Source organism: Chloroflexota bacterium, assembly GCA_026710945.1.
Classification (GTDB): domain Bacteria; phylum Chloroflexota; class UBA11872; order VXOZ01; family VXOZ01; genus VXOZ01.
In genome coordinates this window covers 59,922-81,360 of the sequence record JAPOQA010000054.1, presented here as the reverse complement: position 1 = coordinate 81,360, position 21,439 = coordinate 59,922, and the positions used below count along the sequence as shown (strand labels likewise).

18 protein-coding genes are annotated in these 21,439 nt (G+C 57.2%); 13 read left to right on the top strand and 5 right to left on the bottom strand.

Features of this window, described 5'->3' with window-relative positions:
- From OXE05_10735 to OXE05_10725, 3 genes are read left to right on the top strand one after another with little or no spacing between them, the layout of a single operon-like run.
- On the top strand, positions 1-1,290 hold the full coding sequence (locus OXE05_10735) for an aminotransferase class III-fold pyridoxal phosphate-dependent enzyme (protein MCY4437796.1): 1,290 nt from the start codon (positions 1-3) through the stop codon (positions 1,288-1,290).
- 42 nt (positions 1,291-1,332) lie between these two features.
- A complete protein-coding gene (lgt, locus tag OXE05_10730) occupies positions 1,333-2,142 on the top strand; it encodes a prolipoprotein diacylglyceryl transferase (protein ID MCY4437795.1) in 810 nt (269 codons plus the stop codon).
- 38 nt (positions 2,143-2,180) lie between these two features.
- Positions 2,181-3,725, top strand: coding sequence for a fused MFS/spermidine synthase (locus OXE05_10725; protein MCY4437794.1), 1,545 nt, complete (start codon positions 2,181-2,183; stop codon positions 3,723-3,725).
- A gap of 145 nt (positions 3,726-3,870) precedes the next feature.
- On the opposite strand, the gene trxA is transcribed toward OXE05_10725, so the two are convergent.
- Positions 3,871-4,209, bottom strand: a complete 339-nt coding sequence (gene trxA / locus OXE05_10720; protein ID MCY4437793.1) for a thioredoxin — start codon at positions 4,207-4,209, stop codon at positions 3,871-3,873.
- Positions 4,210-4,578: 369 nt separating this feature from the next.
- Between trxA and dnaA the strand changes: the two genes are divergently transcribed.
- The 4 genes from dnaA (at position 4,579) to OXE05_10700 (ending at position 9,065) form a co-directional block, all read left to right on the top strand.
- Positions 4,579-5,967, top strand: coding sequence for a chromosomal replication initiator protein DnaA (gene dnaA / locus OXE05_10715; protein ID MCY4437792.1), 1,389 nt, complete (start codon positions 4,579-4,581; stop codon positions 5,965-5,967).
- A 361-nt stretch (positions 5,968-6,328) separates the two neighbouring features.
- The gene (rdgB, locus tag OXE05_10710; protein MCY4437791.1) at positions 6,329-6,952 is read left to right on the top strand and encodes an RdgB/HAM1 family non-canonical purine NTP pyrophosphatase; all 624 of its coding nucleotides are present in this window, start codon (positions 6,329-6,331) and stop codon (positions 6,950-6,952) included.
- An 80-nt stretch (positions 6,953-7,032) separates the two neighbouring features.
- Complete coding sequence (locus OXE05_10705; protein ID MCY4437790.1) at positions 7,033-8,136, top strand: M24 family metallopeptidase; 1,104 nt, start codon at positions 7,033-7,035, stop codon at positions 8,134-8,136.
- Positions 8,137-8,147: 11 nt separating this feature from the next.
- A complete protein-coding gene (locus OXE05_10700) occupies positions 8,148-9,065 on the top strand; it encodes a CPBP family intramembrane metalloprotease (protein ID MCY4437789.1) in 918 nt (305 codons plus the stop codon).
- Positions 9,066-9,321: 256 nt separating this feature from the next.
- Here the strand turns inward: OXE05_10700 and OXE05_10695 are convergent, their stop codons facing one another.
- Genes OXE05_10695 through OXE05_10685 form a run of 3 tightly spaced genes read right to left on the bottom strand, consistent with a single transcriptional unit; the run spans position 9,322 to position 13,396 of the window.
- Positions 9,322-11,163, bottom strand: a complete 1,842-nt coding sequence (locus tag OXE05_10695; GenBank protein MCY4437788.1) for an ABC transporter ATP-binding protein — start codon at positions 11,161-11,163, stop codon at positions 9,322-9,324.
- The gene (locus tag OXE05_10690; protein MCY4437787.1) at positions 11,156-12,946 is read right to left on the bottom strand and encodes an ABC transporter ATP-binding protein; all 1,791 of its coding nucleotides are present in this window, start codon (positions 12,944-12,946) and stop codon (positions 11,156-11,158) included. The genes OXE05_10695 and OXE05_10690 overlap by 8 nt, the downstream gene beginning before the upstream one ends.
- A 21-nt stretch (positions 12,947-12,967) precedes the next feature.
- A complete protein-coding gene (locus OXE05_10685; GenBank protein MCY4437786.1) occupies positions 12,968-13,396 on the bottom strand; it encodes a DUF2203 domain-containing protein in 429 nt (142 codons plus the stop codon).
- Between the two features lie 130 nt (positions 13,397-13,526).
- Between OXE05_10685 and OXE05_10680 the strand changes: the two genes are divergently transcribed.
- From OXE05_10680 to OXE05_10670, 3 genes are all read left to right on the top strand, one after another.
- On the top strand, positions 13,527-14,822 hold the full coding sequence (locus tag OXE05_10680; protein MCY4437785.1) for an AAA family ATPase: 1,296 nt from the start codon (positions 13,527-13,529) through the stop codon (positions 14,820-14,822).
- Positions 14,823-15,293, top strand: coding sequence for a hypothetical protein (locus OXE05_10675; protein ID MCY4437784.1), 471 nt, complete (start codon positions 14,823-14,825; stop codon positions 15,291-15,293). It abuts the gene before it with no gap.
- A 71-nt stretch (positions 15,294-15,364) separates the two neighbouring features.
- The gene (locus OXE05_10670) at positions 15,365-16,177 is read left to right on the top strand and encodes an ion transporter (GenBank protein MCY4437783.1); all 813 of its coding nucleotides are present in this window, start codon (positions 15,365-15,367) and stop codon (positions 16,175-16,177) included.
- Positions 16,178-16,332: 155 nt separating this feature from the next.
- Here OXE05_10670 and OXE05_10665 read toward each other — a convergent pair whose 3' ends face one another.
- Entirely contained in the window at positions 16,333-16,863 is a 531-nt protein-coding gene (locus OXE05_10665; protein MCY4437782.1) for a gamma carbonic anhydrase family protein, read from the bottom strand.
- 543 nt (positions 16,864-17,406) lie between these two features.
- Here OXE05_10665 and OXE05_10660 point away from each other — a divergent pair.
- From OXE05_10660 to OXE05_10650, 3 genes are all read left to right on the top strand, one after another.
- Entirely contained in the window at positions 17,407-18,855 is a 1,449-nt protein-coding gene (locus OXE05_10660; protein ID MCY4437781.1) for an aldehyde dehydrogenase family protein, read from the top strand.
- A gap of 416 nt (positions 18,856-19,271) precedes the next feature.
- Complete coding sequence (locus tag OXE05_10655) at positions 19,272-20,870, top strand: molybdopterin molybdotransferase MoeA (GenBank protein MCY4437780.1); 1,599 nt, start codon at positions 19,272-19,274, stop codon at positions 20,868-20,870.
- A gap of 148 nt (positions 20,871-21,018) precedes the next feature.
- The gene (locus OXE05_10650; protein ID MCY4437779.1) at positions 21,019-21,261 is read left to right on the top strand and encodes a DUF1640 domain-containing protein; all 243 of its coding nucleotides are present in this window, start codon (positions 21,019-21,021) and stop codon (positions 21,259-21,261) included.
- Positions 21,262-21,439 lie beyond the last annotated feature (178 nt).

Sequence of the window (21,439 nt, the reverse complement as noted above, 5' to 3'; positions counted from 1 at the left end):
ATGGCACAACAAACTGCAGTACAGTTCACAGAATCCCTGGACCTCTTTGCCCGCGCCCAGGACGTAATTGCCGGAGGCTCTCAGACGGCAAGTAAGCGGCCGGGCGCATATGCCTATGGCTCCTATCCAATTTACGCATCGCGCGCTCGCGGCTCCCACATTTGGGACGTTGACGGCAACGAATACATTGACTTCGTAAATGGGCTCGGCCCCATTGTTCTGGGATACTGCTACCCGGAAGTAGACGCCGCCATCGCCGAGCAACTCAACAAAGGCATCATCTACGGATTGCTGTCCCCACTGGAAGTGGCAGTAGCTGATAGCCTTATCGATGCCGTTCCTGCCGCGGAGGTAGTCCGCTTTCTCAAAGGCGGCGCCGAGGCGAACAACGCTGCTGCACGGATCGCCCGCGCGCACACCAAGCGCGAGATCATCCTCAACAACGGCTATCGCGGCTGGTCGGACGGTTGGAATGCCGATCGCAATGATGGCGGTATTCCAGTCGCGCTGGAGCCGTACGTGAAGTCATTCCGCTACAACGATCTCAACCACCTCGCGGATCTCTTTCTGGCTTACGACAACAAGGTGGCGGCAGTTGTCTTGGATGCGGCCTCCCTCGGCAAAGAGCCTGAGCCCGGTTATCTGCAGGGGCTAAACGACTTGGCCCACAGCAATGGCGCACTCGTCATCTATGATGAGATCGTGACCGGTTTTCGCCTTGCCATGGGTGGAGCGCAAGAGTACTTTGGCGTTACGCCGGATCTGGCTACTTTTGCGAAAGCCATGGCGAACGGCATGCCGCTCGCTGCTGTGGTCGGCAGCAGAGAGGTAATGCAAACGGCGGCGGACTGCATGATTAGCATTACCTACGGCGGCGAAGCGCTGTCGCTCGCCGGGGCGATGGCGACAATGAATGTCATGCGTGAAAAGAATGTGCACGAGCATCTCTACCGGACCGGCGAGCTGCTGCGAGACGGCATAAACGAAGCAGCACGACGCGCCGGCGTGGCCCTGGAAGCCTACGGTCTGGCCCCTATCGGCGGCGAGAGATTTCTCGACGCCAAAGACGCTGAAGAAGATGCACTCATGTGGCATTTCCTCCTCGCCGGTTGCGCCCAACGCGGCTTACTTATTCGTCGCGGCGGCGTAAACTTCATAACGTATTCTCACACTGAAGACGACGTTGCGCAGTCAGTTGCCGCGGTCGAGGATACCTTGCACGAGCTGCGCCGCGCGCGCGAGGGCGGCTCTCTGGCACGTGCCGCAAGCGAAGCTGCTGCCACGTCGTGATGGAACCCAAACTCAGTCAACGCTTAACCTGATTGGACCACCATGCTGATACCCTCGGTCATCACCATCCACATGGATCCCGTATTGGTCCAGCTTGGCCCCATCGCGCTCCGCTGGTATGGCTTGATGTACGTGCTGGGGATCATGGCAGGTGTCTGGATCATTCGCAAGTACGCCAATCAGTGCGGTATCAATGACGATCAGATCAATACGCTCTTCTGGCCGGCGGCTATCGCAGGATTTCTGGGTGGGCGAATCTACTATGTCATCCAGCAACCCCTCGGCCCGTATCTGCAGCAACCTTGGCGCATCCTTGCCACCTGGGAAGGCGGCATGGCGTTTTATGGCTGCATCTTTGGTGTGGTGCTAGCGCTCTTGATTACATGCTGGCGGACCAAAATCCCACACTGGCGCGTACTCGATGCCGCCGCGCTGCTGGCGCTTCCCGCGCAAGGAATCGGCCGCATCGGCAACATCGTCAACGGTGATGTGATAGGCTATCCGGCGGAGTTACCTTGGGCCGTTCAATACACGCATCCGGCAACGTTTGCACCTAGTACTTCAGTTACTTACCATCCTGCAGCCATTTATGAGTTGCTGGGCAATGTGCTGATTTTCGCAATTCTCTGGCCGCTGCGGCATCGTCTCCGCACGCCCGGGATGGTATTCGCCCTCTATCTGGTGGGATATTCCATCGCACAGATCATCATTTTCATTTGGCGGCTGAATGAGATCGTCATTTGGGAACTGAAGCAAGCACAGGTAACCGGCATCATCGTCGCCGCCGCCGGCATCTTGCTGGCAATTTGGCTACGTCAGGAAAGTCGGAATAGAGACGCGCAAACAGCTTAATTCTGGCCTGCGGCCAGGGAGGAGCCACAAACGCAGACATGTCGAGAACTTCACGCACTCTTCTTATCCTCATTGTCTTTGTGGGCGGCATTTCAAGTTTAGGGACGGAGATTGCTTTGTCCCGGCTCATCGCCCCGTTCTTCGGCACATCGCTCTTCGTTTGGGCAAACGTCATCGGGTTTACGCTTCTTTACCTGACATTAGGCTACTACCTCGGCGGCCGTTTGGCCGACCGCTATCCCCGGGAGGAAGTGCTCTACCAGTTGACAGCGGTGGCAGCGGTACTGATTGGTGTGCTGCCGTTTGTCTCCCGCCCCATCCTGCAATACTCCCAGGTTGCATTCGCCACCTACTCTCTTGGCGTCTTTTGGGGTTCACTCTTAGTGGTGTTGCTCCTGCTGGCGGTCCCCATTACGTTGCTCGGTTGTGTTTCGCCCTTTGCGATCCGGTTGTCCCTGGAAGATGGAGACGTGCGGCAATCAGGCAGCGTGGCCGGCCAGCTCTATGCAATCTCGACCGTCGGCAGTTTGCTCGGCGCATTCTTGCCCACGCTCGTGCTGGTCCCAAACATCGGCACGCGCAACACGTTTCTCGCGTTTGCCTTCACGCTGCTCATCCTCTCAATCATCGCCTTAGGTAGAAGGAGACTCTATCCGCTTATCTTCGTGCTCGTGCTTGTGGGGCTGGCAATTGTGCCTCAAGTGACGATCAAGCCTGCGGAGGAAGGAGTCGTCATTGAAGAAACGGAGTCGGCGTACAACTACATTCGCGTGATCGAGCTCGCAGACAGCACGCGCTTGCTCGAGCTGAATGAAGGGCAGGCGACGCACTCGATTTATCATCCTGAGCAACTGCTTACGGGCGGACCCTGGGACTACTACTTGGTCGCGCCGTACTTTGCACCCAACGTCGCACCCGCCGACCTGCAGCACGTTCTCATGATTGGGCTTGGCGCGGGCACGGTGCCCAAGCAAATGACGCAGATCTACGGGCCGATTAAGATTGTCGGCGTTGAGATCGACCCCGAAATCGTGGAGATCGGGCGCAAGTTCTTTGACATGACGGAACCAAACCTCGAAGTGGTGGCGCAGGACGGCCGCTACTTTCTCATGACGGATGACCGCAAATACGACCTGATCGGCACCGATGCCTACCAGCAGCCGTACATCCCGTTTCAAATGACTACGAAAGAGTACTTCGAACATGTGCGGGACCGGCTGACTCCGAACGGGGTAGCCGTTATCAATGTCGGGCGCACGTCGACAGACTTTCGTTTGGTGCACACAATTGCCGGTACGATGAAGGCGGTCTTCCCAAACGTCTATATAATCGACATTCCGGGGACAATCAACAGCATTGTAGTTGCCACGAATCAGGCAAGCTCGCCGCAAGACTACCTGGAAAACATACAGCCCCTTCTTGTCAGCCAGGACGTGGACGACCGGCTGCGCATAGTACTCTCAGTGGCATCCGAGCATTACCGCGAACTCACGACGGTAGATACCCAGACGTTCACCGACGATTTGGCTCCGGTCGAGCAATTGATCCACACCATGATCCTCGACGTTGCACAGGGTGAGTAAAAAAACAGCTTAGCGCGCATCAGTTTCTCTATGCGACCAAGCAGAGTCAAGTTTTCCCGCCGTGCCACTGAATCAAAGAAGCCAGTTGACAAATGCGAGTCAACCGGCTTCTTCCTATTCGGTGCATCTCTTGCGAGTAGCTTACCTAAGAAGCAGTCTGCAAGAGGTCGGCTTCGATAGCCTTGAGCAATTGCGCTTTGGGGCGAAAGCCCACGACCCTCCCAACCTCTTGGCCGCCGCTGAAGAAGATGAGAGTTGGTATTCCTTGAACGCCTAGCCGCGTTGGCGTTTCCAAATTGTCGTCCGTGTTGACCTTGGCAAAGACTACCTTGCCTTCAAGCTCATTTGCCAACTCTTTGACGATCGGTTCAACCATCTTGCAGGGACCGCACCAGGATGCCCAAAAGTCTACGACTACAGGCAGAGCGGACTCTGTAACGTCACTTGTAAAGCTATCATCCGTCACGGTAATTGGCTCAGCCATTGCTTCCTCTTTCTTGTCTCGTCTAGGACCGCAGTTGCTATTCCACTAGTTTCACTATGACAGAGACCATAGAGAATTTCAACCTGTGTATGTTCGCACCGAGCATGTACTCCGGTACCAATTGTGTGCCCGGTTGAAGACGTTGGACATGCAGAGTACAAACTGCATCCACGGTTGCCTGTGAGCTAAATGGTCACGCTCCGTTCATCCCACACGTAGCAGGAGGTGGTCGTACGTCAGGCAACAGAGTCCACGCGCTTTCGCTACGACGACGGAAAAGATGCAGCTTGACGTTTGCTTGCCCCTACACAGCAGATTTGGTAGCATTGTGAGCTAGAAATACAACCCCCCTTCCTCTCTCCCAGCTCAATGTCCACCTTAGACTCACGAACCCTTTGGCAAACTGTTCTCGGGGAACTTGAACTCGAAGTGCCCCGCGGTCAGTTCACTGCCTGGCTCCGAAATACGCATCTCATCGATGCCAATAGCTCTCCAGTTAGAGTTGGTGTGCCGCATACCTTTGCCAAAGAGGTGGTAGAGCGGAATTACCACGCTCTGGTGCAGCAGATACTGGCACGCCTTTGCAACCGGGAGGTCACGGTCGTGTACGAGGTGTCCTCATCCGTACCGGAGGCCATGGGTCAAGACACTCCTGCAGCCAGTGTGACGGCTGCTACGCCAGACTCCCAGGAATTAGAGCAGACACAACTGCGGCGAGGTAGCGGCACACAAAGCATGGTGAACGAGAGATTTACGTTCGACCGCTTTGTTATCGGCGCGGGGAATCGATTGGCCGCCGCCGGAGCGCAGGCCGTGGCGGAACGTCCGGCGGATGCATACAATCCGCTCTTTCTCTACGGTGGCGCAGGTCTGGGGAAGACCCACCTGCTCCATGCTATTAGCAATTATGTAATGCACTCGCAGACTGAACGCCACATCGTCTACGTCACGTGCGAGACCTTTACGAACGAGTTCATCCGGGCGATTCAAAACAAACGCATCGATGAATTTCGCGACCGCTACCGCAGCGCCGACATTATCCTGATTGACGACGTACAATTCCTCGCCGGCAAAGAGCAGACCCAAGAAGAATTCTTCCATACATTCAACGCTTACCATGAATTCGGCAAGCAGATTGTGCTTTCGAGCGATAGGCCGCCAAAGAGCATCGAGACTCTCACCGAACGCTTGCGGAGCCGCTTTGTGTGGGGTCTCATTGCTGACATCCAGCCCCCAGACCTGGAAACCCGCATTGCAATCCTCAGCGAGAGAGCCGAGGAAGAACATGTGAAAGTGTCGGATGATGTCCTTGAGTTCTTAGCCAACCACCTCGTGAGCAACGTTAGAGAGTTGGAGGGCTCGCTGACCCGCCTCTTGGCGTTTGCGAAGTTAAACGAACAAGAGCCAACGCGGGACTTGGCGATGGAAGTCCTGGACGGTCTACTCTTCAATGTCCGGAAAGACGCCTTTACACCTGAACAGATCCTCGATGCCGTTGCTACGCACTACCGGGTACCGGTGACGGACCTCGTCGGTCCCAAGCGCGACAAGACGATTGTCCGTCCGCGCCAGATTGCAATGTATATAATGCGGGAAGAAACCAAGCTTTCGTTGCCGGAAGTCGGCAGAGTACTTGGCGGCCGGGATCACACCACCGTGATGTACGGCTGCGACAAAATTGGCAAAGAACTCGAACAGAGCACTGAACTGGAGCAAGAGATAGCGAGCGTGTGGCATATCTTGCGGCCCGCTCGGTAAAGTGCTGCTGTGCCGGCGAGTCCGATTACTGCCGTTTCCATTCCTGAAGCAATGACACGACCGGGTTATCCTCGATGGCGGGGCTTCTCAGCAGCAATTCTTCCTAGCCAGGCAACCGGACCCTGCCCGAGACTGTCCCCGTCCTCTCCTATATGTCGCCATCCCCGAAAACCGGTGCGAAGCAATTCCTCCACCCGGGCAGTCTGCCGTTGTCACGGCGGCGAGCCCTCATCGATCCACGGTGCCACGATTGCAGCCCTGGAAAAGTCCGATCTCACCTGCAATGACTCAAGGCGAATCTAGATCCAAGCTATCGGCCCTCTGCAACAGGCTCCATCAATCCGCAAGGCGAGGCAAGTCTTTGAACCCCAAACCCCCACTCCTAGTTCTTGCGACCGGGAACCCCAATAAGGTTGTTGAACTCCGGCACCTCCTGCAGGACGTCTTCATATCGCCCGTAACCGCCACCGACCTGGGACTAGCATTGCCTGCGGAGGAACCGTACGCAACCTTTCGGGAAAACGCAGCGCACAAAGCGCTGTCTGTCGCGCGGCAGACAGACCTCCTCGTGCTGGGTGAGGATTCAGGGCTCGAAGTTGACGCGCTCGATGGAAGACCCGGTGTACACTCAAAGCGCTACAGCGGCCCCCAAGGAGATGCAAGAGCCAACAACGACAAGTTGCTGGACGACCTCAGAAACGTACCCTGGCCACAGCGCAAGGCCCGCTTCCGGTGTGTCCTGGCGCTGGCATCTGCCGATAAGGTACTGTTTACTGCGACCGGGGAGTGTGCAGGGATAATCGCGAACGAGTCCCGCGGCAGCGGAGGCTTTGGCTACGACCCACTGTTTTACTTGCCGGAACGGAACCGGACCATGGCCGAACTCTCGGCCAACGACAAGAATCGGATCAGCCACCGTTCCCGTGCCCTTGTGAAAGCACGGGCATTCATACGACAATATGCTGTAGAAGCCGAGGCGCCGTGAGGGATTCCCATGCGGGCGGCCGGGCCGGACACACGGAGCTAACGCAAGCCGCAGAAAGACTTCGACCGAGAGGAAAAACAATGTCAGAAGAGTTAGAAGCCAAACATGAGCGCATCGCCCAATTTCTCGCGGGACAGAGTCTCGACGCTCTCGTCCTCGGGCGTGTGGCGAACTTTGCCTGGGCGACAGGCGGACGCGACGGCTTCATCATGGTTGCCACCGAACATGCCGCGGCGCACCTGATCTACACTGCCGATGAGAAAGCCCTGGTGGCGGATCGCATTGAGATGCCGCGATTTCAAGGCGAAGAAGGTCTCATGCCACCTGAGTGGACGCCGATAGCACCCTACTGGCACGCCGACCGGGCCCAAATGGTCCACTGGAACACGGTGGCCCAAGGCAAGCGTACCGGCGCCGACTCCGACATCCCGGGCGCGCAGAAGCTCCCCGGTGACATCGCGCGACTGCGCTATCAACTGCTGCCTGAAGAGATCAAGCGTTATCGCGCGCTGGGCCGGGCTGCCGCGCACGTGCTCGAGTTAGTTGCCCACGAGATCGCGCCCGGCATGTCAGAACATGCGATTGCCGGCGCAATTGCCGGTAAAGCCATCGCTCAGGGTCTCCAGGCGGCATTAACGCTCGTGGCGACCGATGAGCGCATCTTCAATTACCGGCACCCCATCCCTACGGCAAAGTCGCTGGATAAGTACGCCATGCTTGTGCTGTGCGCGCGCCAACACGGCCTCATCTGTTCAGTGACGCGCTTTGTGCACTTTGGGGAAATTCCCGAGGAGATTCGGACAAAGTCAGCCGCCTGCGCGCAGGTAGACGCAGCCTTTATCCTCGGTTCGGTGCCGGGCCGCCCGGCGCGCGACGTCTTTGCCGAGGCCGTGAACGAGTACACCAAGGCCGGATATGCGGACGAATGGCGGTATCACCACCAGGGTGGGGCGTGCGGCTACGAGTCACGCGACTACAAGGCGTCGCCTGTGAGCCAAGAGGTAATTCTTGAGAATCAAGCCTTTGCGTGGAACCCGAGCATCGCGGGCGTAAAGAGCGAGGACACAACCCTCGTAACCGCGAGCGGGATCGACGTCCTCACCGCCGCTTCTGCCGATTGGCCGATGATTTCAGTGGAGTGGCAAGGCAAGACGATTGAACGGCCTGCCATCCTCCAACGATAGGACGCGACGCATTGCAGTCAACACCGCCTTCTTTGCAGCAGTCTGAGCACGACACTCCCAAGCCCCCGCTGGAGTGGCGCGGCATTGGGGTTTTCTTGGGTTGTGCTTTCGGTGTGACGTGGGGAGTGTGGGGGATCGTCTTCCTGCTGGGCGGCCTTGAGAACTTGCTTGTCTTTACGGTGGGGTCTCTGCTTGCGATGTGGGGACCGGGCGTAGCCGCCATATTCTGCAGCCGGTACATCACGCCCATGTCCAAGCGCGACCTCGGCCTGCAGCGCGGCTACCTGGAGCGCTACGTCAGCATCTACTTCTTCGTAATTCTCTTTCTCGTTGCCGCGATGGGCCTTAGTGTTGGACTGGGCCTTCAGGAGGTCAATGCCACCCTTGAACCGCTGAGCAGCGAAATTGCAGACCAACAGTACCCCTTCAACGATCCGATTCTGGTGGTGTTCATCAACATCATAACCGCCTTTACGCTGGCAGCAATGATCAACAGCCTCTTTGCGCTCGGTGAGGAACTTGGCTGGCGCGGCTACTTGCTGGCAAAGTTGGCGCCGCTCGGCATGAGCCGCGCGAGTTTACTTATCGGCGTCATCTGGGGAGTGTGGCATGCGCCGGCCATCTTCATGGGCTACAACTATCCCGGTCACCCGCTGTTGGGCGCCCTCTTCATGGTCTGGTTCGCGATTGGGTGGAGCGTCATCTTTACATGGCTCCGCCAGGTGACACACAGCGTGCTGGCTGCCGCTTTCGGTCACGGCCTCCTCAACGCCGTCGCCGGACTTCCACTGCTCCTTCTGCTAGACACAGATTCTCTCATTCGGGCGCCGCTTGGCATCACCGGCCTCGTGCCGCTGACATTGCTGGCAGTGCTGGTCTTCGGGCTGCTGCGAAGACAAGAACGCGAGGGTGTGGAATCGGCGGCGTGAGCTCCCCGGGAATGGGAAATGGAATTGCGAGCCGCAAGGCAAAAGACTTCACGATTCGCGCCACGGTCTATGCCAACGCCCATTGCGGTTATCCGGTTCACTCTTCGAACTTCGGAAGGGTTGAGACTGATCCCTCTGACGCTTCGAATGGCGTATCCGCTGCAGTCGAGAGAACACCAAGTCACCCGAAACTTCCGCGCGGTTCCAGCAATGACCTTGCGCTAGGACACTGCCCAGAATACCTCGCATAATTCGCTTACGCCTGGTCGGCAAACTGCATTGTATACAGTTTGAAGTAGCTGCCTCTCCGCCGTAGCAATTCCTCGTGGGTGCCTTGCTCTACAATCTTGCCCCTATCCATTACGATCACCTGGCTGGCATTCTGGATGGTGGACAAGCGGTGGGCGATTACGAAACTCGTCCGTCCGCGCATAAGCACTTTCAAGGCTTCCTGTATCTGCTGCTCCGTTTCGGTATCCACGTTGGACGTAGCCTCATCGAGCACGAGAATGCGTGGGTCGGCGAGGAGTGCCCGCGCAAACGAGAGCAATTGCCGCTGACCGATGGAGAGTTGCGTGCCGCGTTCGCCAACCATCGTTTCATAGCGGAAGGGCTGCGCCTCTAGAAAGTCATGGAGACGCACCGCTTTGGCAACCGCTACGATCTCCTCATCGGTAGCATCGAGCTTACCGTAACGGATATTCTCACTAACGGTGCCCGAAAACAGAAACGGCTCCTGCAGAACGAGTCCAATCTGGTCGCGCAAGCTCTCGACGGTGACGCTGCCAATATTGAAGCCGTCGACGGTCACCGTGCCCGACCGAATGTCATAGAAGCGGCAGAGAACATTGATAATGGACGTCTTCCCCGCGCCGGTGTGTCCGACGATGGCGAAGATCTCTCCCGGTTTCGCGTCCAGCGATATGCCGTGCAGCACAGGCGTACCCTCGACGTATTCAAAGGCAACGTTTTCGAAGCGGACGTGGCCGCGCACTGCCGGCAGGGCCCGGGCATCCGGCGCGTTCACAATGTCCGGCTTCTGGTCCAGCAGTGCAAATACCCGCTCGCTGGCAGCCATAGCCGACTGCATCTGGTTGAAGCGCGCAGAGATGCTCTGCAGGGGCTGGAAGAACCGCTGCACATAACTCAGGAAGGCAACAAGGATCCCGAGTGTGAGGGTGCCCTGGACGACTGCCACGCCGCCAAACCAGATGATGATTACGATAGCGACCGAATTTATGATGCTTACGGTTGGCGAAAAAGCCGCGGCGAGTCCGTTTGCCTCTAACGTAGATCTCACGTACCGATCGCTCAAACCCGTGAACCTGCGCAAATTCTCAACTTGACGAGAGTACGCTTGGGTCACGCGTACGCCCAGGATGCTCTCCGCAAAATACCCATTCATTACGCTGCGTTCTTCACGGGCCTCGCGCCACGCGTTGCGAGTCTTGCCTTTGAAAAAGAAAGCCACGGCAATGAGGCCGGGGAAGACAATGAACGTGAAGAGTGCCAGTTGCCAGTGCATGTATAACATGACAAAAAGGATGCCCACCAAGATGAAGAGATCCGTAGCGGTGTTCACGATGCCTTCCGTAACGAGACGGTTGATGTCCCGCACGTCGCTTGTTACACGTGTGATGATCCGCCCGGCGCGGTTGCGGTCGTAGAAGCCCAGCGAGAGACGTTGGAGGTGCTCAAAGAGGCCCTGGCGCAGTGAGAAGAGCAACTGCTGGCCCAGCCAGCTTATGATCCAGCCGCGCGCTCCCATGGCGCCAAAGAGCACTAGTCCGGCGGCGAGATAGAGTACGGCGAGAATATCAAGTCCGCGCAAATCGCCACTGGCGAGCGGACCGTCGATGGCCAGCTTGAGCAAGAAGGGACGTAGCACGCTCGCTACCGTATAGATGAAAGTGACGATAACCCCGCCTGCTATTTGCCAGCGGAATCCTGCCGTGTAACCGAAGAGGCGGGCAATGATCTTGAAGTCGATCTCACCCTTAACCTGCTCCTCCTCGTCCACCGGCTCTGCAGAGGGCTTGTTGGGCGCCTTGCGGTTTTCGTTCGCGGAAGGCGGCGGCTGTTTGGCACGCTCAGTCATGTGCTGTCCCGTCATCACTCTGGACCCAGCCGGCCTCGCGTGCAAGCGCGGCCATGCGCTCTTGATCCTTGAGCTGGATATCATAAATGCGCGCGTAGAATCCCTCTCGTTGGATGAGTTCCTCGTGCGTGCCTCGGTCGACAATACGGCCATCCTCTATGACGAGGATGAGGTCCGCATCCTTGATCGTGGAGATGCGTTGCGCCACTACGAACATCGTGCAGTCTTTGGCGTATTCCTTTAGGCCCTCATATATCCGGTATTCCGTCTCCGTGTCGACGCTGGCGGTGGCGTCGTCCAAGATGAGAATCGGCCGCCGCAGCAGCAGCGTACGCGCGAGCGCGGTACGTTGCCGCTGACCGCCGGACAGGCCGGCCCCACGCTCGCCAACGCGGTGTTGATAGCCTTCTGCAAACTCAGTGATAAAATCATGGGCTTGGGCGGCTGTGGCCGCAGCCACGATCTCATCCATGCTGGCATCGGGCCGGCCGTACGCGATGTTGTTCGCCAGCGTGTCCGCATAGAGGAGTGGCTCTTGGAGCGCGATCCCAATCTGCTCCCTCAGGGACTCCTGCGTAACGTCGCGCACGTCGTGGCCGTCAACTTTGACCGCACCCTCCTGCACGTCGTAGAACCGCGCAATCAGGTAAAGGAGCGTACTCTTGCCACTGCCGGTGGGTCCCACGATGGCAATCATCTTGCCTGACGCGGCTTCAAGATTGACTTCATGCAGCACGGAGTGGCCGCGCTCATATGCGAATGAGACATCTTCCAGCGTTACTTGCCCGTTGATTGGCGGAAGTTCATGGGCACCGGTCAAGTCCCGCACGGGCGAACGTGTGTCGATCACGCCAAAAAGGCGCTCTCCGCTCGTCATACTGGAAGCGATACTATCCATGATGCCGGGGAGTTGCTGGGTCGGCTGCACAAGCATCTGAAAGTAGGTGATGAATGCCACGAGCGCGCCAATTGACAGTTCGCCTCCAATGACGAGCCGACCGCCAAGCCATAGGACGATGACAATACCGGAAACCGCAACCATATTCATGAGCGGGCCGAACGTCGAATTGAGATTAACTGCCCGCATCATGAGACGCACCAGTTCGCGCCCCTCCCGCTCAAACTTCGCCTTTTCGTGCGATTCTCGCGCAAAGGCCTTTACCACGCGCGCGCCGTTGATAGCTTCTTCCAACGTTACAACGACACGCTCACGCTGTTGCCGAATCCAACCGTAAGCGGGACGCACACGCTTGTGGTAGACCCACGCGGTCACGCTCAAGATGGGGAGAAGCGGCAGCGACCAGAGAGCAAGCTCGCCACTGAGCCAGAACATGATAGAGAGCACAATTGCATAGCGCAGGAAGGTATCGAGGATATTTATGATGGCTTGGGTGCCGAATCCCTGCACCAGTTCGATATCGCTCAAGGCGACGGATATCATCTCACCTGCCTGAATCTTGTCGTGAAAACCAAATGAAAGATGTTGCAGGTGGTCGTAGAGCTGCGAGCGCAGATCATACCCCGTCTTTTGGGAGGTGGCGGCGGTGAAGAATGCCTTGCCAAAGAGAAAGAGCGCCGCAAGTATCGCCACTGAAATTATTGCGCCGCTCATGACCCCAATGAATTGTAGGTCTTTCTTTACCAGGCCATTGTCGATGACTTCCTTGAAGAGCGTAGGTGCGACCAAGCTCAGCGCCGTACTTATGAGCCACGAGCCATACGCCAGGAAGGCAAAGCCACGGTGGCGGAACGATGCAGCGATGAGTCTACGGAGAATCTCCATATGGCGGCCTATGCCATCTTTCTAAAGGGGTTGTCTGCCTGCAAAGCCGGTATGCAATTCATGCCAGAAGCGTATGTCGTCCTCGCCCTGCTTCCAGCAAAGATAGACGACCCGTCCATCGCGCTCCGCGGGGAAGTCCACCAGACCTTGCTCGACGTCCTTCAGCACTGCGCCCGTTCCCACGATCTCCTTGATCAACGACTCGGCCTCATCCCGCAAGGCTTGGATTTCGCGCAAGTGCGGCAAAGACGATGCAGACTTCGACCTGGGATGTCCGTTGCTGCGCTGCAGCGAGGGAGGATATTCCTCTCCCTCGGCATACTGTCTGAATTGAGCGTAGATCTCTTGCAGACGGGCGACAGCTTCGCTCACGCGCGGCAAGATGGCATTGGCTTCTTGCAGCGTGAAGAGCTTGAGCGGCGGGTCGGCAGGCGTCTCTTGAAACGACATTGACAAAGGGAGGGAATTGCAAACACTAAAGGGGACGCCTACTATCGTTGCATAGCGACTCGTCAAGGTCAAGGCTGCTATTCTTACTACGAACCTTGTTAGACTGTCGCACGATTGCTAGAATCCAACTATGGATCGCATCACGCTTGAAAACTATCGCTGCTTCAGAGAGAAGCAGTCAGCGCGCCTCGCTCCCCTAACCTTCCTCGTTGGCAATAACAGCACGGGTAAGACGTCCTTCTTAGCGCTCATTCGCGCGCTATGGGACACTGCCTTCTTGGATAGATTGCCGGACTTCCGCGAGGACCCCTTCGATCTCGGCACATTTCAGGACATTGCTCATAATCGTGGTGGGAGAGGTAGTCAAGCCGCCAGTTTTGCAGCAGGTTTCGAGTATCGCAAAGGAATATCCCGCACCAAGGGAAGGCTCCACTTTTCCTTCGAAGTCAGTTTCGTTGAATGCAATGCAGTCCCGTCTCCGGAATTTAGATCAATGTTTGGGGACAATGTAGAACTCCGGGAATCTAGACAGAAAGATGGGAGCTATCTGTTCCATTTGAGTGCGCCGGACTTTAGCAATGAGGCACCCTTCGAATTGCCGAATAGCTTGAGGGATGAAATGGCTCTATTTCCCCTCAAGCATATTGTAGAGGAATGGGGACGTAGGGAGACTAAGGGTAAATCCCGAGAAATTGCCAAGACTCTCTATGATTCTCTGTGGTCCGTGTTCGAGGGACAGCGCCCCGTAGCCAGCGCGCCAATACGTTCTCGACCACAGCGTACTTACGACCCAACTCGGCCATCGCGCGATCCAGAAGGTGAATACGTACCAACATATCTTGCAGGCATCTCCAGTAGAAGTAATGAGGAGTGGGCTCGCCTCCGAAAGGCTCTTGAAGCATTTGGCCAAGAGTCAGGACTCTTCGATGAGATAGATATCAAGCTGCTTGGCAAGACTGAGGGTTCTCCTTTCCAAGTGCGAATTCGCAAGTTTGGCCATCGACTGAAAGGTGTTAAGAGAAATCTTATCGATGTGGGCTACGGGGTCAGCCAAGTTTTGCCGCTACTCACTGAATTACTACGTAAAGATGCGCCATCAATGTACTTACTGCAACAACCGGAGATTCATCTCCATCCCAGTGCCCAAGCAGCCCTAGGTAGCCTTTTTTGCAAGATTGCCGGTCCAAATCGTCAGCTAATTGTCGAAACCCACAGCAACTACATTCTTGATCGTGTCCGAATGGATATTCGTGACAAGAAGTCTGATCTGAAGCCAGAGGACATTTCAATTCTATTTTTTGAACCTGGCGAGCTTGATGTGACCATTCATTCACTGCGTATAGACCAAGACGGCAATGTCTTGGATGCGCCGCCGGGATACGGGCAGTTCTTTATTGATGAGACAAGACGTTCCATCGGAATCTAAATGTGTGCCATAATCGACGCCAACGTTAGAGATCAAGTCTTTGGAGTAAAACAGCCGCAAGCGGGAGAGTTCCTCTTCAACTGGTTAAACAGTGACAAAGGGACCGTCAAGCTTGTCGTAGGCGGTAAGCTCCTTCGGGAACTAAGCGATTCTAAGGCATTCAACACTTGGCTTCAGACCGCATTGCTGTTTGGCAGGGCGCAGAGGATTCCCGACGATAAAGTGGAAATCGCGACTAAAGAGTTGCAGGATCAGCAGATTTGCAAATCCGATGATGAGCATGTCCTTGCTCTTGCGAAGCTAAGTGGAGCACGTTTGCTCTTTACTAACGACAAGCCCCTGCAGAAAGACTTTGGCAATCGACAGATTCTTGGAGGCATCCAAGGGAAAGTCTACACGACTGTGAAGTACGAACACGTCACAAGTACGCATAAGGCACTTCTCAGACGTACCGACCTTTGTGGCACTTAGTGCCAAGCGATGAACAGGCGCTTGTTATCATCAAGACGAGAACAGTAAACCTCTAGGGAAACAGCTTAACCGTGAAACGCATTCAGCAAAGAATCTACGAACTTCTGGAGGTCGCCCACCCTGACGACACCGCCAGCCGTTTCACCGACCTCTTTCTGTTTATATTGATTGCCCTAAACGTCATCGCGGTGATTGTGGAGACCGTTGATGACGTGAAGACTCAATACGCTACCGTCTTCCTGTACTTCGAGGTCTTCTCCGTCGCGGTGTTTACGGTGGAGTATGTGTTGCGCCTTTGGACGTGTGTCACGGACCGCAGGTATGCCCAACCAGTCTTAGGACGCCTCCGCTTTGCCGGTTCGTGGCATGCCGTAATCGATCTGTTGGCAGTCTTGCCGTTCTTTCTCCCAATGTTCCTGCCCATTGACTTACGAATCTTGCGTGCCCTGCGCTTCTTCCGCCTCCTGCGTTTCTTGAAGCTGAGCCGCTATTCCGAATCGATGCGCATTTTTGGCAAAGTCCTGCGCAGCGAACGCGCCGAATTGATGGTGGCGCTATTCGTCGCAGGCGTGCTGCTCATCATCGGCTCCAGCTTTCTCTATCTTGTGGAACACGATGCGCAGCCGGACGTGTTTTCCAGCATTCCGGCAGCCATGTGGTGGGGCGTAGCCACCCTGACGACCGTCGGTTACGGTGACGTCTACCCTGTGACCCCAATTGGCCGCTTTCTCGGCGCGATCGTGGCCATCATGGGTGTCGGCATGTTCGCCCTGCCAGCCGGCATTCTGGCATCCGGCTTCGCACGAGAAATGGGGAAACGTCGTGCAGAGCCGGAAGTCTGCCCTCACTGTGGCGAACCCATCCACGAAGCTGAAACAGAATAGAATGCTTGAGGAATTGCCCGACGTACAGTTGTTAGCATCAGGCGCGAAATTGGTACGAGACTTTCATGGATTTTCCACCGCCTCACGGCGCAGGTGCTAACGCGTCCGTACGGGATTCAGGGCAACCGGATAGAGCTAGGCATCAATGCCGGTTCTCAGTCATCCTCGTATTCACCGCGTGCCACCAAGTACTCCCGCGCGTAACCCAAGTATGTTTCCGCGTTGCTATAAATGCGTTCAATCTCCTGCTCGGTAACCTCGCGCAGCACTTTGCCCGGGACACCAAGAATCAGCGATCGCGGCGCGAACTCCTTCCCCTCCGCGAGCACCGCTCCCGCGCCGACGATGCTTTCCGGTCCCACAGTTGCACCGTTGAGCAGCAGCGCGCCCATGCCGACGATGCAGTGGTCGCCTACGCTCGCCCCGTGAATGACGGCGGTGTGGCCCGTCGTGACGTGCGACCCAACCGTAGATGGAAAGTTGTGGTCGGTGTGCACGACGCAATTCTCTTGAATGCTGGTGTGCGAGCCAATGACAATCGGCGCAAAGTCGCCGCGCAACACGGCTCCATACCACACGCTGGCATAGTCGTGGATCTCCACGTCGCCAATGACGTAGGCGTTCTCCGCAATGAACACGTTCTTGCCAACGCGGGGCATCACGCCCTTGTATGACAGCAGTGGCACTGTTCAATTCCTCTCTCGTATTCGCTTCAGATCTGGCAGTTACTCGAACGGACAATATCCTTGATCTTGTACGCCATTGCAGCACATCGTCACTGCCCATAATAGCATTCGTTCTCAAACGCACGAGAGAGGCCACACATTGGAGAGCGTGGTTAGACCCATGTCCGATGCCGGCATGCCACTTTCCACTGGCGAACTCTGCCCAACCCGGTACTTTTAGGAGAAAACGGGTACCTCACCTTGGAGAGATGACCGAAGAGAGAGGCAGCCTGCGCCGCACCAGCCCAATCCCACCTGAGTGTCAGAGATTCCCAGTGCTCGCTTCTTACCCCGAGATGGAGGTCTCCTTCTGAAGAGGGACTGGGTGAGGGAATAACACTTGCCTACCGCGGAATGTCCGAGGTATTGGTAGCGACTGCGAGACCGCAGTTACAACATGACATGGCTCTGTGGCATGTCACGACATGCGTGTACGAATACTAATGCCTATGCTATGGTGATATAAATTGCACATGAAACAACTGAGACAAGGAGATTGAAATAATGGCGGTTTCAACGGAACCGAAGCACTTCGGACTGCTCATTGACGGAGAGTGGATCGAACGGCGCGACGGCAAGCTGTTAGAGGTACGCAGCCCTAATGACGGTCAGGTATTTGCCACACTGCCGGAGGCGACGCAAGCGGATTTAGACGCGGCAATCGAAGCGGCGCAACGCGCCTTCGACAAACAAGAGCTTTCAGCCTACCAGCGTTATGAAATTCTTTACAAGGCATCTCAGCTTCTTACGGAGCGCGTCGAAGATATCGCCTACCACATGAGCATGGAAGGCGGTAAGCCGATCAAAGAGGCGAGGATGGAGGTAGCGCGCGCAGCCAGCACAATTCTCGTTGCAGCCGAAGAGGCTAAGCGTATCCACGGCGAGCAGATTCCAGTGGAAGCTGCCGTGGGCTCGGAGAAGCGCTTGGCGTTCACGTTGCGCCAGCCCATCGGCGTAATCTGCTGCATCTCGCCCTTCAACTTTCCCGCCATTCTCGTTGCGCACAAGATCGCGCCGGCCATTGCTGCCGGCAATACCGTGGTACTCAAGCCCGCCAGCGCCACACCGGTCACGGCGGCGAAAATTTGCCAGGCGTTCCTGGATGCCGGGCTGCCGGCGGGTCACCTCAACCTGGTGGTCGGTGGCGGCGCAACAGTCGGCGAGTGGCTGATTCAGGACGAGCGCTTCGCCATGTATTCGTTCACCGGCTCACCGGAGGTCGGCAGACATCTGCGCAATAGCATCGGTCTCCGCCGCGCCACGCTGGAGTTGGGCGCCAACTCACCCGTGATCGTGGATAAGACCGCTGACGTGCAAGCGGCCGCGGAAGGTGTGGCCCAAGGCGGCTACATGAACGCCGGTCAGGTGTGCACATCCGCCCAGCGCATCCTGGTACATCGCGACGTCGAAGCGGAGTTCATCGCAGCACTGGTGCCGCACGTTGAGAAGATGCACGTCGGGCCATCCTACGAAGACAGTACCGATGTTGGCCCCATGGTCACACTGAGCGCCGCCGAGCGCGTGGAAGCATGGCTCAAGGAAGCGGCTGCGGACGGCGCGAACGTGCTCTGCGGCGGCGAGCGCGATGGGCAATTCGTGACGCCTGCCGTGCTGAGTGGCGTGCGCTCTGATATGCGCATTTTCAAGGAAGAGCTTTTCGGTCCCGCGGTCACCGTGACAGTATTCGACGACATCGACGAGGCGATTGCCCTGGCGAACGAATCGCGCTACGGACTGCAGGGCGGCATCTTCACCAACGACCTGGAGACCGCCTGGAAAGCCGCCAAGCAGGTGCACATCGGCGCCCTCATGATCAACGATACCTCACGCTACCGCGCCGACCAGATGCCGTTCGGCGGCGTGAAAGAAAGCGGCATGGGTCGCGAAGGTCCCAAGTTCGTCATCGAGGAAATGACCGACCTGAAGCTGGTAGTCTTCAACCTGCAAGGATAGGCTGTATCCCTGCGCACTCAGTGACAGCCAACGCAAGAGCCTGGTTGACCTCGAATGAGGCCATCCTGACGAGCCTGTCTTCAGTAGCGCGGGGGCTTGTCCTCCGCCTGCTTGGAGGCTAATTCGTAGCACTGGAGCTAGACCCTTTCGGTCCGAATGCATAGTCGTAGCGCGGGGGCTTGTCCCCCGCCTGCTTGGAGGCTGCTTCGTAGCATTGGAGCTAGACCTTTTCGGTCTGGGTGCATAGCCGTAGCGCGGAGGCTTGTCCCCCGCCGCTTGGTATTGGCGACCCTAAGGATTCACTCACGTGATCGCACTTTGGCCGAGAGCGCTAAGTACCAAGCGTCATGCAGAGAAGAGGCACTCTGAGATACTCCTACACACTCAGCCTAAGCGAGACTAGGTAAGCAATCATCATGCCCAAAGACCGCATGCTCAGCGTAGAAGAAGCGTTCGCGCGCATCGTCTCCCAGTTCTCCGCACTTGCATCGGAGACAGTGCCCCTGATGGACACCCTCGGCCGCGTGCTGGCGGAGGACGTGGTGAGCGCCGAAGACGTGCCCGCGTTCGATAACTCGGCCATGGACGGCTACGCCGTGCGCTTTGCCGACACGCAGGCGGCGAGCGAGGCGCAGCCGGTCCATTTGCGCGTGGTTGGCGACCTGGCCGCCGGTTCAGTTCCTTCTAACCCGCTGGGGGCTGGCGAGGCCGTGCGCATCATGACCGGCGCGCCGGTACCGCCGGGGAGCGACGCTGTGGTGCCTTTTGAGGATACCGATCGCACCGACTGGGCGAAATTCGGCACGCCCCCCGGCGCAAGCGGCGATCCTGCCACCGTCGGCATCCTGCTGGCTCCGGAGTACCAGGACAACGTGCGTTTTCGCGCGGAAGACATCAAAGCCGGCGAGACCGTGCTCTTGCAAGGACAACGCCTGCGTCCTGCCGAAATTGGTGTGATGGCCTCTTTGGGAAAGTCACAGGTCGCAGTATACCGGCGGCCCGTGGTGGCCGTGATCCCCACCGGCGACGAGGTGATCGAGATTGACCAGCCTTTGCAGCCGGGGCAAGTTCGCAATAGCGCGGCCCACGCCCTGGAAGCGCTTGTCACTCGCTATGGCGGCATTCCTCGACGACTGCCCGTGGTCGGTGACACAGTTGAAGAGACCCGCGCGGCGCTGCTCTCCTGCCTCGATTGTGACCTGATCGTGACAATCGGCGGGGTCTCCATGGGCGACTATGACCTCGTGCGCAACGTGCTGGGCGCGGAAGGCGAAATAGATTTCTGGCGCATCCGCATGCGCCCCGGCAAGCCGCTGGCTTTCGGACACATTGAGGGACCAGCACGTGCCGCTGAGGCCAGCGCGCAACCCGACAAAGAAACGGACACATCCGTCATTCCGGCGCAAGCCGGAATCCAGTCTTCGCCCTGCTCACCAGAAGACCCGGTCGCATCCGCCAAGCCCACGAGCGCAACCGAAGAGTATGCAGGTACGTCCGACACTCCCGCGCAATCGGGAATACTTCCCTCTCCTGGGGGAGAGGGTCAGGGTGAGGGGTCCATTCCCGCGGAGGTTTCGGGTCCCATCACTCCCGCGAATGCCTCAGATTCCGTCATTCCCGCGAAAGCGGGAATCCATCTTACTTCCGATGCTCCCAGCCGCCGCGTCCCCGTGGTCGGCCTGCCCGGCAATCCAGTCTCGGCTTATGTCACCTTCGAGGAATTCGTCCGCCCGGCGCTTCTCGTCATGCAGGGCCACACACACCTACACAAGACCACCGTCACGGCCCGTTTCCTGGACGGCATGGAGAACCACGGCCGCCGCCAGTTCGTGCGCGTCATCGTCGAGCGCGACGACCACGGCTACACCGCGCGGCTCACCGGCGAGCAGGGGTCGCAGCTTCTCACGTCCCTCGCCAAAGCCAACGGCCTCGCCATCATCTCCGAGCACACCACTTATGTCGAGCCCGGCAGCGACGTCACCGTGCAAATGCTCGACTGGCCGGAAGAGGCGTGACAATGCAAGAGTGGGAGTGTTCCATCGCGCAATCGTACAAGTATCAAAACTCTATGGAAGCTTTCTCCCCCGGCAATTGTCTCCAAGTCTGCCATTTGGTACACTTGGTTTAGGCTATTGAAGTCCTCCCGAATGAAGGAGCATGGCGTTGGCAGTTTTCGATACACACAAGGCCTATGAGGCGCTTACTGCGGGAGGATTCACGGATTCTCAGGCAAAGACATTACTGGATACCCTCGGTGATTCCAACGAGGCGCTTGCCACCAAAACAGACATAGGCACGGTAAAGACCGACCTTCGCGAACTAGAATTGCGTATGAGATTGAATCTCTATGGCGTAGCCATCGTAGTCATTGGCGTCTTAGCCGCCTTGGAACTGCTGCCTCGGTAGACTCACTCCAGCAAATTCGTCGAGATGCCTGTCACCTGCTAGCGATTGTCCCTTGTCCGCTGCTCTGCTACACTCTAGCCAACAATGCGGGACAATGTCATTTGATGCAGATTTGCACTCCACTTAGCGGTGTCGTTCTGGACAATGCCGATGATTGAACTTGAGTCACCGCTACTCT

Bases quoted from the DNA above. Each gene is read 5' to 3' on its own strand.
- OXE05_10735 (MCY4437796.1), top strand. From the start codon at position 1: ATGGCACAACAAACTGCAGTACAGTTCACAGAATCCCTGGACCTCTTT.
- lgt (MCY4437795.1), top strand. From the start codon at position 1,333: ATGCTGATACCCTCGGTCATCACCATCCACATGGATCCCGTATTGGTC.
- OXE05_10725 (MCY4437794.1), top strand. From the start codon at position 2,181: ATGTCGAGAACTTCACGCACTCTTCTTATCCTCATTGTCTTTGTGGGC.
- trxA (MCY4437793.1), bottom strand. From the start codon at position 4,209: ATGGCTGAGCCAATTACCGTGACGGATGATAGCTTTACAAGTGACGTT.
- dnaA (MCY4437792.1), top strand. From the start codon at position 4,579: ATGTCCACCTTAGACTCACGAACCCTTTGGCAAACTGTTCTCGGGGAA.
- OXE05_10705 (MCY4437790.1), top strand. From the start codon at position 7,033: ATGTCAGAAGAGTTAGAAGCCAAACATGAGCGCATCGCCCAATTTCTC.
- OXE05_10695 (MCY4437788.1), bottom strand. From the start codon at position 11,163: ATGACTGAGCGTGCCAAACAGCCGCCGCCTTCCGCGAACGAAAACCGC.
- OXE05_10690 (MCY4437787.1), bottom strand. From the start codon at position 12,946: ATGGAGATTCTCCGTAGACTCATCGCTGCATCGTTCCGCCACCGTGGC.
- OXE05_10685 (MCY4437786.1), bottom strand. From the start codon at position 13,396: ATGTCGTTTCAAGAGACGCCTGCCGACCCGCCGCTCAAGCTCTTCACG.
- OXE05_10680 (MCY4437785.1), top strand. From the start codon at position 13,527: ATGGATCGCATCACGCTTGAAAACTATCGCTGCTTCAGAGAGAAGCAG.
- OXE05_10675 (MCY4437784.1), top strand. From the start codon at position 14,823: ATGTGTGCCATAATCGACGCCAACGTTAGAGATCAAGTCTTTGGAGTA.
- OXE05_10660 (MCY4437781.1), top strand. From the start codon at position 17,407: ATGGCGGTTTCAACGGAACCGAAGCACTTCGGACTGCTCATTGACGGA.
- OXE05_10655 (MCY4437780.1), top strand. From the start codon at position 19,272: ATGCCCAAAGACCGCATGCTCAGCGTAGAAGAAGCGTTCGCGCGCATC.